The sequence below is a fragment of the Streptomyces sp. NPDC059092 genome (assembly GCF_042756365.1).
Taxonomy (GTDB): Bacteria; Actinomycetota; Actinomycetes; order Streptomycetales; family Streptomycetaceae; genus Streptomyces.
Genome location: NZ_JBHZEJ010000039.1, coordinates 38892 through 52646 on the forward strand (window position 1 = coordinate 38892; position 13755 = coordinate 52646).

Sequence of the window (13755 nt, forward strand, 5' to 3'; positions counted from 1 at the left end):
GGCCAGGGAGCGTCTCGCGGCCGGGGGCTGCCGTCCGGACAGGGCAGCCTGGCGGCCGAGGCGGCCAGGGGCTGCCGTCCCGCCGGGGGCTGCCGTCCGCGTAGGCCTTCCGGCCCAGGTACTGCCGCTGGGCCTTCCGGTCCAGGTGCTGCCGTCCGGACAGGACAGCCTTCCGGCCGAGGCGGCCAGTCGGCCAGGTACTGCCGTCCGGACAGGCGGCCTGCGCAGAGGGGCGGCCGTCCCGTCCAGGCGTTGCCGTCCGCGTTGGGCCTTCCGGTCCAGGTGCTGCCGCCCGGCCGGGCCCGCCACGGGGCTGCTTCCGGACGGGGCCGCTCAGCCCAGCGTCGTGTCCAGGATCCGCGCCCACTCGGCCACGACCCGCTCGCGCCGCCGCCGGTCGTCCGTCAGCAGCGTCGCGAGCCCCAGCCCGCGCGCCATGTCCAGCAGGCCCTGCACCGTCTCCCGTACGCCCGGCACGGACTCGTCCGCGCCCAGCAGCTCCACGGCGATCCGGTGGGTCTCCCGGCCGATCCGGGCCTCCAGCTCGGTGACCCGGGGCCGTAGCCGCTCCTCGTCCGAGGCGGCGACCCACAGGTGGAGGGCGGCCCGGAACAGCGGGCCCGTGCAGAGGTCCACGATGCCCTCCACCGCCGCGCGCCGGTGCCCCGGGCCCGCCGGGACCAGGGCGCGCAGCGCGGCGGACCGTTCCTCCGCGACATGCTCGACCGCGGCGGTGAACAGGTCCTCCCGGGTCGGGAAGTGGTGCTGCGCCGCGCCGCGCGAGACACCGGCCCGCTCGGCGACGGCGGAGACCGTGGAGCCCGCCCACCCGTACGCCGCGAGGCAGTCCACGGCGGCCTCCAGCAGTCGCTGCCGGGTGGCCCTGCTCCGCTCCTGCTTCGGCCCGAACGGCCCCGCCCCGGCCTGCGCCGGCCGTCCTGGGACCTCTCGTTCGGATCTCGCTAGAGCACCCATGCCGCGTCCCGCCGTTCGAGGAACGCGGCGATGCCCTCGCGCGCCTCCGCCGTCATGAAGAGCGTGGCGGAGCGCTGGACGAGATCCTCCGCGTACCGGTCGAAGGCGTCCAGGACCTCGACCGTCAGCAGCCGCTTGGACTCCGCGAGCCCCTGCGGCGAGGCGGCGCGCAGCGCGTCGAGGACGGGGACGAGCGCGGCGTCCACGTCGTCGGCCGCCTCGGTGATCAGCCCGGCCGCGACCGCCTGTACGGCGTCGAAGCGCTCCGCCGTGAGGACGTGGCGGGCCGCCGCGCGCGGGGCCATCCTGGGCAGCAGCGGCAGCGAGATCACGGCCGGGGCGACCCCGATCCGTACCTCCGTGAACGCGAAGTCGGACGTACGGCCGGCGAGCGCGAGGTCGCACGCCCCGAGCAGCCCGAGCCCGCCGGCCCGGACATGACCGGCCACCCGTGCGACGACGGGCTTGGGCAGGGCGACGATCTGCCGCATCAGGCCGACGAACGTGTACGGGTTGGCCGGGGCCTTGAGGTCGGCTCCCGAGCTGAAGGTGGTGCCGGTGTGCGTGAGCACCACCGCCCGTACCGCCGGGTCGGCGCCACAGGCCGTGAGCGCGTCGGAGAGCTGGGCGACCAGGCGCGCCGACAGGGCGTTGCGGTTCGCGGGCGAGTCGAGGGTCAGCGTGGTGATGCCCCGGTCGTGGGCGGTGGTCACCAGCGCGCCCGGGGCCTGCGGGGACTCCGCGGGCCTGGCGGATGGGGTGTTCGGTGTCACGTGTTCTCCCTTTCGCGGTCGCGCACCGTACGCTCCCGCACTTCGCGCTCGCGCGCTTCCCGGTCCCGTAACTCCCGTCGCAGAATCTTGCCGGACGCGGCGCGGGGCACGCCCCCGACGAACTCGACCCGGCGCACCTTCTTGTACGGGGCGACGCGGTCGGCGACGAATCCCATGACGTCGGCCTCGGTCAGTTCCTCCGCGCCCGAACGGCGCACGACGAAGGCCTTGGGTACCTCGTTGCCGTCGTCCTCGTACACCCCGATCACCGCCGCGTCCGCGATGGAGTCGTGGGTGAGCAGCAGGGCCTCCAGTTCGGCCGGGGCGACCTGGAAGCCCTTGTACTTGATGAGTTCCTTCACCCGGTCGACCACGAAGAGCCACCCCTCACCGTCCACCCGTCCGACATCGCCGGTGTGCACCCAGCCCGCCGGGTCGATCATTTCGGCGGTCGCGTCGGGGCGGCCGAGGTAGCCCTTCATGACCTGCGGGCCGCGCACCAGGATCTCGCCCTCGGCGCCGGGGGCGGCGTCGCGCTCCGTACCGTCGCCGTCGCCGTCGCCGTCGCCGTCCAGGGCCAGGATGCGCATCTCGGTGCTGGGCAGCAGCGCGCCGACGGTGCCGGGCGGCGGGTGCGCGGCGCTGAGCGGGACGACATGGGTGCCGGGCGACAGCTCCGTCAGACCGTACGCCTGCCGCACGGGCGGCAGGCCGAGCCGGGCCGCGCAGGCGGCGGCGAGCGACGGGGCCAGCGGGGCCGCCGCGCTCAGGACGTAGTCGAGCGAGGAGAGGTCGTACCGTGCGACGGCCGGATGCTTGGCCAGGGCGAGCACGATCGGCGGGGCCACGAACAATCCGTTGACGCGGTACTTCTCGATGGCCGCGAGGAACTGGTCGAGGTCGAAGCGGGGCAGGACGACGACGGTCGCGCCGTGCCGCAGCGGCGCGTTCATCAGGGCGGTCAAGCCGTAGATGTGGAAGAAGGGCAGTACGGCGAGGATCCGGTCGCCAGGGCCCATCGCCATGACGGGTTCGAGCTGCGCCAGGTTGGTGGCCATCGAACGGTGGGTGAGCATCACGCCTTTGGGGACGCCGGTGGTGCCCGAGGAGTACGGGAGCGCCGCGACGTCCTCGCCGGGGTCGATGGCGATCTCGGGTACGGGCGCTGCCGACCGCGCCAGGTCGAGGACCGAGCGGTGTCCCCGCGCCCGGTCGCAGACGAAGATCTCCTCGATACCGCCGACCAACTCGGCTGCTCTTCGCGCCACTTCGAGCAGGGGCGAGACGGTGACGACCCAGCGGGCCGCGGCGTCACGGAGCTGCGTGGCGAGCTCTTCCGGGGTGGCGAGGGGGTGCGCGGTGGTGACGGTCGCCCCGGCGCGGGTCGCCGCGTGGAACACCGCCGGATACGCGACGGTGTTCGGGCTGTGCAGGGCGAGGACATCGCCCTTGCGCACCCCCGCGTCGGCGAACGCGGCGGCGAGCCGCCGGTGAATGGCGTCGAGTTGGGCGTACGTGGTGGTCAGGCCGGTCGTCCCGTCGATGAGGGCGACGGTGTCCCCGTACGCGTCGGCGCGGCCGAGCACGGCCTCGTGGATGGGCAGATCGACGGCCGGGACCGCCGCGTACGCGCTGCGGAACACCCTGGCCCGGTGGCCCTCCTGGACCTCGTCAACTCCGTTGAACACCATGGCGATCCCCTTCGCTACGGGTTCGGCGCGGGCGGTCGCACCGGGGTGCGGGATGCCGCGCCAGGACGGCCAGAATCGCCTGTCTCAGTACGACTTGGGGAGACCCAGGGACTGGTGGGATACGTAATTCAGAATCATCTCGCGGCTCACGGGCGCGATCCGGGCCACGCGGGCAGCGGTGACGAGCGACGCGAGACCGTACTCGCGGGTGAGCCCGTTGCCGCCGAGGGTGTGCACGGCCCGGTCGACGGCGCGCACACAGGCCTCCCCGGCGGCGTACTTGGCCATGTTGGCGGCCTCGCCCGCGCCGGTGTCATCGCCCGCGTCGTAGAGATGGGCGGCCTTGCGCAGCATCAGCTCGGCGAGCTCGATCTCGATGTGGGACTGCGCCAGGGGGTGTGCGATGGCCTGGTGGGCGCCGATGGGCGCCGACCAGACCTGCCGGGTCTTCGCGTACTCGACGGCGCGGCCGAGCGCGTACCGCGCGATGCCGAGCGCGTACGCGGCGGTCATCACACGTTCGGGGTTGAGCCCGGCGAAGAGCTGGCGCAGCCCGGCGTCCTCGTCGCCCACGAGCGCGTCGGCGGGCAGCCTCACGTCGTCGAGGACCAGCTCGAACTGCTTCTCCGCCGCGTGGAGTTCCATGTCGATGGGGGTACGGACGAAGCCGTCGGCGTCGCGCGGGACGACGAAGAGGCACGGCTTGAGGGTGCCGGTCGCCGCGTTCTCCGTACGGCCGACGATGAGCGTGGCGTCCGCGATGTCGACGCCTGAGACGAAGACCTTGCGGCCGTTCAGGACCCAGCCGTCGCCCCGGTCGTCCCGGCGGGCGGTGGTGGTGATCCGGTGGGAGTTGGAGCCGGCGTCCGGCTCGGTGATGCCGAAGGCCATGGTGCGGGAGCCGTCGGCGAGGCCGGGGAGCCACTGGCGCTTCTGGGCCTCCGTGCCGAAGCGGGCGATCACCGTGCCGCAGATGGCGGGCGACACGATCATCAGCAGGAGCGGGCAGCCCGCCGCCCCCAACTCCTCTAGTACCAGGGAGAGTTCTACGATGCCGCCGCCTCCGCCGCCGTACTCCTCGGGCAGGTTCACGCCGAGGTATCCGAGCTTGCCGGCCTCGCGCCACAGGGTCTCGCGGTCGTAGCCGCGCCCGTGGCGGCGGCCGAGGGCGGCGACGGCGGCACGGAGCGCGGTGTGTTCCTCGCTCTCGGTCAGGAAACGGGCGCTCGTGCGGGCACCGCCGGTGCGGGCACTCTCGCCGGTGCTGGATCTGCTGCTGGTGCCGCTGCTGCTGGTGCCGCTGCTGGTGCTGGTTCTGCTGCTGGTGCCGCTCATGAGGGATCTTCCTCCGGTGCGTCGGTGGCGGTGACGACGGCGAGCAGGGCACCGACCTCGACCTGGCGGCCGGGGACGGCGAGGAGTGCGGTGAGCGTGCCGGAGGCGGGCGCGACGACACGGTGCTCCATCTTCATGGCCTCCAGCCAGACGAGGGGCTGCCCGGCGCCGACCCGCGCCCCCTCGGCCAGCCCGTCCGCGACGCGTACGACGGTCCCGGGCATGGGCGCGAGCAGCGACCCCGCCTCGGCGGTACGGCCGGGACCGGGGAACCGGGGGCGGGCGAGCAGCCGGTAAGCGCCGGTGGCGGAGTCGACGTGGACCTCGTCGCCGTACGCGGTGACGTCGAAGTGGCGGACGGCACCGTGGACTTCGAGGCTGACGCGGGAGGGGGAGGCGGCGACGACCCGTATCGCCTCGCCGGCTCCGGAGCCCCCGGATGTCGTGGGGGTCCCGGGGGCCCTGGGGGAACTGGAGGTCCCGGAGGTCCCGGAGGTCCCGGAGGTCCCGGAGGTCCCGGAGCCTGCGGTCTCCCCGTCCGCCGCCTCGACCACGAATCCGTCGCGGGTCGCCCGGTAGCGGACCTCGTGCGCGCCGTACGTCTTGCTCTGCGGCGCAGACGGTACGTTCCGCCAGCCGCCGAGCCGGGCGGGCACCCCGTCGCGCAGGGCCCGGGACGCGGCGTCGGCGAGCGCGGCGGCGACGGCGGCGTGCCGTGCGCCGGGGCCCGGGTCCGGGGCGGTGAGGGCTGCCAGGTGGCGGTCGTAGAAGCCGGTGTCGAGGCGGGCGGCGACGAAGTCCGGGTGGCCCAACGACCGTACGAGCAGGTCCCTGTTGGTGACGGGTCCGTGCACCCGGGCCCGGCGCAGCGCGTCCCGGAGGCGGCGCAGGGCGGCCTCCCGGGTGGGCGCCCAGGCGATGACCTTGGCGAGGAGCGGATCGTAGTGGACGCCGATGGTGTCGCCCCCGGTGTATCCGGTGTCGAGCCGCAGCCGGGGCGCGCCGGGGCCCCTGTCCACCGCGGGGCCGTCCGCCACGCCCCTGTCGGTGACGCCCCTGTCTCCTGCCGCGCCGTCTCCCGCGAGGCCGGCGCCGGTCCCCGCGCCCGGCACCTCCAGCGCGTGGAGCCGGCCGGTGCGCGGGGCCCAGCCGTCCGCCGGGTCCTCCGCGCAGAGCCGTGCCTCCACCGCGTGCCCGTGCCCGGCCGGTGGCTCCGGCGGGAGGGCCGTGCCCTCCGCGACGGAGAGTTGCAGGGCGACCAGATCCAGGCCGAACACCTCCTCCGTGACCGGGTGTTCGACCTGGAGGCGGGTGTTCATCTCCAGGAAGTACGGGCGGCCGTCGTCCGCGATCAGGAACTCGACCGTGCCCGCGCCCCGGTAGCCGACCGCGCGGGCGGCGGCGACGGCCGCCCCGGCCAGTTCCGTACGGAGCGCTTCGGGCAGCGCGGGCGCCGGGCACTCCTCGATGACCTTCTGGTGGCGGCGCTGGAGCGAGCAGTCGCGGGTGCCGAGCGCCCACACCGTGCCGTGCGCGTCGGCGAGTATCTGCACCTCCACATGGCGGGCCCCCGTCACGTACGGCTCGGCGAAGACCTCCCCGTCCCCGAACGCGGACCGCGCCTCCGCCGAGGCCTCCCTCAACGCATCGTTGAGATCGCCGAGTTCACGGACCACGCGCATCCCGCGTCCGCCGCCACCCGCCGCCGCCTTCAGCAGCAGCGGCAGCTCGGCCCCGGTGGCGGCGGCCGGGTCGACGGGCGTGAGCAGCGGTACACCGGCCGCCGCCATCAGCTTCTTGGCCCGGGTCTTCGACGCCATCGCCGCGATCGCCTCCGGCGGTGGTCCGACCCACACCAGCCCCGCGCCGAGGACCGTCCGGGCGAACTCCGCGCTCTCGGAGAGGAATCCGTACCCCGGATGGACGGCGTCCGCGCCCGCCGCGAGCGCCGCCGCCACGATCAGGTCGCCGCGCAGATAGGTGTCGGCTGGCGCGGCCCCCGGCAGCCGTACGGCCGTGTCGGCCTGCCGTACGTGCAGCGCGCCCGCGTCGGCGTCCGCGTACACGGCGACCGTCGCGATCCCCAGCTCGCGGCAGGTGCGGAAGACCCGGCAGGCGATCTCGCCCCGGTTGGCGACGAGCAAGGACTCGATCATCTGGGACCTCACATCCGGAAGACGCCGAAGCCGCCGCGCACGCCCTCGACCGGGGCACTGTGCACGGCGGACAGGCACAGGCCGAGGACGGTGCGGGTGTCGCGCGGATCGATGACCCCGTCGTCGTACAGCCGCCCCGACAGGAACGCCGGCAGCGACTCGGACTCGATCTGCCGCTCCACCACCGCGCGCAGCGCCGCGTCCCCCTCCTCGTCGTACACCTGCCCCTTCGCCTCGGCCGAGGCGCGCGCCACGATCGAGAGGACGCCCGCGAGCTGCTGCGGGCCCATGACGGCGGACTTGGCGCTCGGCCAGGCGAAGAGGAAGCGCGGATCGTAGGCCCGGCCGCACATGCCGTAGTGGCCGGCGCCGTACGACGCGCCCATCAGGACGGAGAGGTGGGGGACCTTCGAGTTCGCCACCGCGTTGATCATCATCGCGCCGTGCTTGATGATGCCGCCCTGCTCGTACTCCTTGCCGACCATGTAGCCGGTGGTGTTGTGGAGGAAGACGAGCGGGATGTCACGCTGGTTGGCGAGCTGGATGAACTGCGCGGCCTTCTGCGACTCGGCGGAGAACAGCACACCGTGCGCGTTGGCGAGGATCCCGACCGGGAAGCCGTGCAGCCGGGCCCAGCCGGTGACCAGGCTGGGCCCGTACAGCGGCTTGAACGCGTCGAAGTCGGAGCCGTCCACGATCCGGGCGACGACCTCGTGCGGATCGAAGGGGATCTTCAGGTCGCCGGGGACGATCCCGAGGAGTTCGTCCTCGTCGTACGACGGCGGCTCGATCCGGGCCGTGGGCGTCGGATCGGCCCGCGCCTTGCGCCAGTTGAGGCGGGCGACGATGCGCCGGGCCTGCCGGAGCGCGTCCGGCTCGTCCCGCGCGAAGTGGTCCGCGAGCCCCGACGTACGGGCGTGCATCGCGGCGCCGCCCAGGGACTCGTCGTCGCTCTCCTCGCCCGTGGCCATCCTCACCAGCGGCGGCCCGCCGAGGAAGACCTTCGACCGCTCCTCGATCATGACGGTGTGGTCGGACATCCCGGGGACGTACGCGCCGCCCGCCGTGGAGGTGCCGAAGACGACGGCGACGGTGGGGATCCCGGCGGCGGAGAGCCGGGTGAGATCACGGAAGAGCGCCCCGCCGGGGATGAAGATCTCCTTCTGGGAAGGGAGATCGGCGCCGCCCGACTCGACCAGACTGATGAGGGGGAGGCGGTTGGCGTACGCGATCCCGTTGGCCCGCAGGGCCTTGCGCAGCGTCCAGGGATTGGACGAACCGCCCCGTACGGTCGGGTCGTTGGCGGTGATCACACACTCGACGCCCTCGACCACACCGACGCCGGTGACCATGGAGGCGCCGACGGGGTACTCGCTGCCCCAGGCGGCGAGCGGGGAGAGCTCCAGAAACGGTGTGTCGGGGTCGAGCAGCAGCTCGATCCGCTCCCGGGCGAGGAGCTTGCCGCGCGCCCGGTGGCGGGCGGTGTACTTCTCGCCGCCGCCCGCGAGGGCCTTCGCGTGCTCGGCGTCGAGCTGGGCGAGCTTGGCGAGCATGGCCTCGCGGTGGGCGGCGTACGCGGCGGAGGTGACGTCGAGGGCCGAGGGGAGCACGGTCACTGCGGGACCTCCGGGGCGGGCTGGGCTGATGGGGCGCGCGGGGCGGGTCCGGTGCGTTCGGCGGGTCCGGTGCGTTCGGTGGACACGCCGCGTTCGGCGGGTCCGGCGGGTTCGGCGGGTCCGGCGGGTTCGGCGGGTCCGGCGGGTCCGGCGGGTTCGGCGGGTTCGGTACGCCCGGCTGGTCCGACGGGTTCGGTACGCCCGGCGGGTTCGACGCAGTCGGCGGGTTCGGTGCGCCCGGCGCAGTCGGCCGGCTCAGCCGCCTCGGCGCACTCAGCCGGCCCGGTGTGCGGGGATCCCGTGATCAGCGATGCCGGGATGTCGAGACGGCGCGCGCGCAGCCACTCCCCCAGCGCCTTCGCCTGCGGATCGAACCGGGCCCGCGCGGCGACCCCCTCACCGAGCAGCCCCTCGACGGTGAAGTTGACGGCGCGGAGGCGCGGAAGGAGATGCCGTGTGACGGTCAAGTCGGATGTTTCCGGCAGGAGTTGGTGGAAGCGCTCGACCGTCAGCTCGTGTGCCAGCCACCGCCACGCGCGCTCGCTCTCCACCCAGAGCCCCACGTTGGCGTCCCCGCCCTTGTCACCGCTGCGGGCGCCCGCGACGGTGCCGAGGGGGACGCGGCGGGTGGGCAGCCCGGCCGGCAGCGGCTCGGGAAGTCCGGGCGGCGGTACGACATCCAGGTCACCGGCTCCGCCGCGTGAGGGAGGTGGGATGGAGACGCGCTTCCCGTCCGGCAGTACGGCCACCTGGGTCACCTCGTCCGCGTCGACGTACGCCGCCTCGAAGACCCCGTACGGCGCGCCCTTGCCCGGCGGGGCCGTCACGTGGAACCCCGGGTAACTGGCGAGCGCCAGCTCGACCGCCGCCCCGGTGACCGCCCGCCCCACCGCCTCCGGGTCGCCGTCGCGCACGACGAGCCGGAGCAGGGCGCTCGCGGTCTCCTCGGTGGCGGCGTCCGGCCGGTCCGTACGGGACAGCTCCCAGCGGACCTCCGCCGGACGGCGGCGCGCGGCCGGTGCGCCGGGCACCCCACGCGTGCCGAGTGCGTCGGCTCCGCCGAGCGCGTCCTCCACCTGGGTGCGTACGAGAGCGGCCTTGGCCTCGATGTCGAGGCCGGTGAGGACGAAGACGATCTCGTTGCGCCAGCCGCCGATCCGGTTCAGCCCGACCTTGAGCGTCCGGGGCGGCGGTTCGCCGCGTACGCCCGTGATCCTGACGCGGTCGGGGCCGTCCCGGTGGAGCCGTACGGTGTCGATCCTGGCGGTCACGTCCGGGCCCGGGTACCGGGTGCCCCCGGTCTCGTAGAGCAGTTGGGCGGTGACGGTGCCGAGGTCCACGACCCCGCCCGTACCGTCGTGCTTGGTGATCACCGCCGAGCCGTCGGCGTGGATCTCGGCGAGGGGGAAGCCGGGGCGGCGTACGTCGTGCCGGGTGAAGAAGGAGTAGTTCCCGCCGGTCGCCTGGGTGCCGCACTCCAGCACGTGCCCGGCGACGACCGCCCCGGCGAGCGCGTCGAGGTGGCGGTCCCGGCGGTGGCCGGGGCCAGGGTCGCGGCCGGGGCCGTCGGCCGGCCCCGCCTCGTACCAGCCGAAGTGGGCGCCGGCCGGCCCGGTGACCAGCGCCGCGTCCGTGACGCGCCCGGTGACGACGACCTCCGCGCCGGCCCGCAGACAGGCGGCGATCCCGGCGCCGCCGAGGTAGGCGTTGGCGGTGAGGACGCCGTCGCCCCACTGCCGCTGCCGCAGCAGGTCGTCGCCCTCGACATGGGCGACCCGTACCGGCACTCCGACCCGTTGGGCCAACTCCCTTATGGCGTCGGCGAGTCCGGCCGGGTTCAGGCCGCCCGCGTTGGTGACGATCCGGACGCCCCGCTCATGGGCCAGCCCGAGCCCCTCCTCCAACTGCCGCAGGAAGGTCTTGGCGTACCCCGCGCGCGGGTCCTTCAGGCGGTCGCGGCCGAGGATGAGCATGGTCAGTTCGGCGAGGTAGTCCCCGGTCAGCACATCGAGGGGGCCGCCGGTGAGCATCTCGCGCAGCGCGTCGAAACGGTCGCCGTAGAAGCCGGAGGCGTTCCCGATCCGCAGCACGCCGTCACGGGACATGCCCTCGCCGTCGCCCACCCGGCTCACACGCCCCGGCCCTGGAAGCCCCCGGGAGCGCGGCCCTCCCCCGGCGGCCCGGCGAACGCCTGCGCGATCTCCAGCCAGTGGTCGGCGTCGGCGCCCTTCGCCCGTACGGCGAGGTCCGCGCGATGGGCCCGTTGTGTCACCAGCAGACAGAAGTCGAGCGCGGGCCCGGTCACGTACTGGGTCGCCTCCTCGGGCCCGTACGCCCATAACTCACCTGCCGGCCCGGCCAGTTCGACACGGAACGGCTCGGCGGGCGGCTGTTCGCCCCGGACGAGATAGGCGTAGTCACGGGCCCGTACACCGATCCTGGCGACGTGCCGCAGCCGTGCGGTCGGCGCCCGCGTCACACCCAGCGCGTCCGCGATGTCCTGGCCGTGCGCCCAGGTCTCCATCAGCCGGGCGGTGGCCAGGGACGGGGCGCTCATCGGCGGCCCGTACCAGGGGAAACGCGCACCGGGCGGGGCCTCGTCGAGGGCGGCACCGAGGCGTGCGCGGCCCTCGCGCCACCGGGCGAGGAGTACGGGGGCGGGCGGCCCGGCCCCGGCCCGCGCGGCCTCGTCGACGAAGGTGGCGGGGGCGTCGGCGGCCCGCTCCGCCTCCACGGCGAAGGCGCCGGGGTCGGTCACGGCGAGCAGCGCCACGGCGTCGGTCCAGGCGAGGTGGGCGATCTGGTGGGCGATGGTCCAGCCGGGGGCGGGGGTGCCCTTCGCCCACTCCGCCTCGCGCAACTCCCGTACGATCAGGTCGAGTTCATCACTCTCGGCCTTCAGGTCACCGAACACGGCAACAGCGTCGGACACGGATGCGCTCCCCTCGGGGCACGGCGGTGTGCGTGTCCCGGAGCATGGCAGCGCCCACAGAAACAAGCAAGCACGCTTGCTTTACTTCCCCGCTGTCACCTGGTCCGCCGCCCGCAGCCGGGCGCGCGTCCGCTTACGCGTCTGGGTCCGTACGGCCCCCATGCTCGCCGCGATGACCAGCGCGATCGCCAGTGCGTCCACCACGGAGAGCGCCTGGTTCAGGAGGAGGAATCCGGAGGCCGCCGCGACTCCCGGTTCCAGACTCATCAGCACGGCGAAGGTGGGCGCGGGCAGCCGCCGCAGCGCGAGCAGTTCGAGGGTGTATGGCAGGACGGACGACATGAACGCCACCACCAGGGCCAGCCCCAGCGTGGACGGCACCAGCAGTTTCGTCCCCGACTCCGCGATCCCCAGCGGCAGGATGAGCAGCGCGCCGACCGCCATCGCCAGCGCGAGCCCGTCCGCCTGCGGGAAGCGGCGGCCGGTACGCGCGCTGAAGACTATGTACGTCGCCCACATGACGCCCGCACCGAGTGCGTATGCGACGCCCACCAGGTCGATCCGGTCGAAGCCGCCGCCGCTGAGCAGCACCACCCCGCCGAGCGCGAGCACCGCCCACAGGAGATTGACCAGCCGCCGGGAGACGATCACCGAGAGAGCCAGCGGACCGAGAACCTCCAGGGTGACGGCGACACCCAGCGGGATACGTTCGAGGGCCTGGTAGAAGAGGCCGTTCATGGCGGCGAGGGTGGCGCCGAACGCGACGACGGTCCCCCAGTCGGCGCGCGCGTACCCGCGCAGCTTCGGCCGGCACACGGCGAGCATGACGAGCGCGGCGAGCCCGAGCCGCAGCGTGACGATGCCGACGGCACCGGTACGGGGCATGAGCATGACCGCGACGGCCGCCCCGAACTGCACGGAGACCCCGCCCGCGACGACGAGAGCGACGGGCCCGAGGACCCGCCTCCGGGAGCCGGGGTCCGAGCCGGAACCCGCCCCGTCGGCAACCCCTGCCGCAACGGCTTCGGGCACCGGCACGGCGGCACCCAAGGCGGCGGTACGCGACTCTTCCACCCCAACCCCTCCCATCTCACATCAGTCAGCCATCGGCCGGTCGAGCACCGGCCGGTCGAGCACCGGCCGGTCGGCCATCGGCCGGTCACTGCGGCACGACAGTCCATCACAATGGACACCGAATCCAAGATACTGCACTTTCGCGCCCCGCTCGCCCACGCGGCAGCCGCTCATCACCCGCCCACGCTACGACCGCCGCCTCCACCTCCGGAAATGCCAAGTGGGCTGGCGTTATGCTCCAGAAGCATGAGCATCGAGCTGCGCCACCTCCGCTGCTTCCTCGCCATCGCCGAAGAATCCAGCGTGACCAGGGCGGCAGCCCGGCTCCACCTCACGCAGCCCGTCGTCTCCCGTACCCTCGCCGCGCTGGAGAAGCAGCTCGGCGTACGGCTCGCGGAGCGCTCCACCCACCACCTCGCCCTCACCGCCGAGGGCCGCGCCTTCCGCGACAAGGCGGCGTCGGCGGTCGCCGCGTTCGACGAGGCGCTCGACGTCGGCCGGCTGAGCCACCGGCCGCTGCGGCTCGGCCACGCCTGGTCGGCCTTCGGCCCGTACACGACGCCCCTGCTGCGGCGCTGGGAGCGGGAGCACCCGGAGACCCCGCTGGAACTGCTCAGGATCGACGACCGTACGGCGGGGCTCGCCCGGGGCGAGGTCGACGCGGCGCTGCTGCGCGGGCCGGGGCCGGTGGAGACCCCGGGGCTGGTCAAGGAGCTGCTGTTCACCGAGGAGCGGATGGCGGCGGTCCCCGCCGACGGCCCGCTCGCGGCCCGTGCGTCGCTGACACTGGCGGAACTGGCGTCCGAGACGGTGCTCGTGAACACGGTCTCGGGCACCACGACCCCGGCCCTGTGGCCACGGGAGACCGGCCCGGTGACCACGCTCACCGTCGGCAACACCGACGACTGGCTGACAGCGATCGCGGCGGGCAGGGGCATCGGTGTCACGGGCACCTCGACGCCGGCCGTGCACCCACACCCCGGGGTCGCCTACCGCCCGCTCCCGGAGGCGCCGCCGCTCCAGCTCTTCCTGGCCTGGCGGGAAGCGGCGCCGCATCCGGCGGTACACCGTCTCGTGGCACTGGCGCGCGAGCTGGCGCGGAACGCGTCACCGGGCACGTACGCGTCACCGGGCACGTACACGTGACCGAGTACCTACGCGTCACCGCGTACGAACGCGCGTGACCCGCGTACGCGAACGCGC

Annotated in this window: 9 protein-coding genes and 1 pseudogene; 1 reads left to right on the forward strand and 9 read right to left on the reverse strand. The window is 74.1% G+C overall.

What is annotated here, in order from left to right; genetic code table 11:
* Positions 1-333: 333 nt before the first annotated feature.
* The 9 genes and pseudogenes from ACFXPL_RS22250 to ACFXPL_RS22290 all read right to left on the reverse strand — a co-directional run bounded on the left by ACFXPL_RS22250 (position 334) and on the right by ACFXPL_RS22290 (position 12567).
* Positions 334-975, reverse strand: coding sequence for a TetR/AcrR family transcriptional regulator (locus ACFXPL_RS22250; protein ID WP_384922164.1), 642 nt, complete (start codon positions 973-975; stop codon positions 334-336).
* The gene (locus ACFXPL_RS22255) at positions 963-1748 is read right to left on the reverse strand and encodes an enoyl-CoA hydratase family protein (protein WP_384922166.1); all 786 of its coding nucleotides are present in this window, start codon (positions 1746-1748) and stop codon (positions 963-965) included. Before ACFXPL_RS22255 ends, ACFXPL_RS22250 begins: the two co-directional genes overlap by 13 nt.
* Positions 1745-3439 (reverse strand): AMP-binding protein, encoded by a 1695-nt coding sequence (locus ACFXPL_RS22260; RefSeq protein WP_384922169.1) that lies wholly within the window; start codon positions 3437-3439, stop codon positions 1745-1747. The genes ACFXPL_RS22255 and ACFXPL_RS22260 overlap by 4 nt, the downstream gene beginning before the upstream one ends.
* An 84-nt stretch (positions 3440-3523) precedes the next feature.
* Entirely contained in the window at positions 3524-4774 is a 1251-nt protein-coding gene (locus ACFXPL_RS22265; protein ID WP_384922172.1) for an acyl-CoA dehydrogenase family protein, read from the reverse strand.
* Positions 4771-6930, reverse strand: a complete 2160-nt coding sequence (locus tag ACFXPL_RS22270; RefSeq protein WP_384922175.1) for a biotin carboxylase N-terminal domain-containing protein — start codon at positions 6928-6930, stop codon at positions 4771-4773. The genes ACFXPL_RS22265 and ACFXPL_RS22270 overlap by 4 nt, the downstream gene beginning before the upstream one ends.
* Before the next feature lie 8 nt (positions 6931-6938).
* Entirely contained in the window at positions 6939-8546 is a 1608-nt protein-coding gene (locus ACFXPL_RS22275) for an acyl-CoA carboxylase subunit beta (RefSeq protein WP_384922178.1), read from the reverse strand.
* Between the two features lie 302 nt (positions 8547-8848).
* A pseudogene (locus ACFXPL_RS22280) lies at positions 8849-10651 on the reverse strand (acyclic terpene utilization AtuA family protein); the annotation flags it as partial.
* A 23-nt stretch (positions 10652-10674) separates the two neighbouring features.
* Entirely contained in the window at positions 10675-11478 is an 804-nt protein-coding gene (locus ACFXPL_RS22285; RefSeq protein WP_384922181.1) for a TIGR03084 family metal-binding protein, read from the reverse strand.
* Between the two features lie 81 nt (positions 11479-11559).
* A complete protein-coding gene (locus ACFXPL_RS22290) occupies positions 11560-12567 on the reverse strand; it encodes a DMT family transporter (RefSeq protein ID WP_384922184.1) in 1008 nt (335 codons plus the stop codon).
* A 231-nt stretch (positions 12568-12798) separates the two neighbouring features.
* Between ACFXPL_RS22290 and ACFXPL_RS22295 the strand changes: the two genes are divergently transcribed.
* Positions 12799-13698, forward strand: coding sequence for a LysR family transcriptional regulator (locus ACFXPL_RS22295; RefSeq protein WP_384922187.1), 900 nt, complete (start codon positions 12799-12801; stop codon positions 13696-13698).
* The last annotated feature ends 57 nt before the right edge of the window (positions 13699-13755 follow it).

What these genes read in the sequence shown, in the direction of transcription:
- ACFXPL_RS22250 (WP_384922164.1), bottom strand. Translation starts at nt 975, where the DNA reads ATGGGTGCTCTAGCGAGATCCGAACGAGAGGTCCCAGGACGGCCGGCG.
- ACFXPL_RS22260 (WP_384922169.1), bottom strand. Translation starts at nt 3,439, where the DNA reads ATGGTGTTCAACGGAGTTGACGAGGTCCAGGAGGGCCACCGGGCCAGG.
- ACFXPL_RS22265 (WP_384922172.1), bottom strand. Translation starts at nt 4,774, where the DNA reads ATGAGCGGCACCAGCAGCAGAACCAGCACCAGCAGCGGCACCAGCAGC.
- ACFXPL_RS22270 (WP_384922175.1), bottom strand. Translation starts at nt 6,930, where the DNA reads ATGATCGAGTCCTTGCTCGTCGCCAACCGGGGCGAGATCGCCTGCCGG.
- ACFXPL_RS22290 (WP_384922184.1), bottom strand. Translation starts at nt 12,567, where the DNA reads ATGGGAGGGGTTGGGGTGGAAGAGTCGCGTACCGCCGCCTTGGGTGCC.
- ACFXPL_RS22295 (WP_384922187.1), top strand. Translation starts at nt 12,799, where the DNA reads ATGAGCATCGAGCTGCGCCACCTCCGCTGCTTCCTCGCCATCGCCGAA.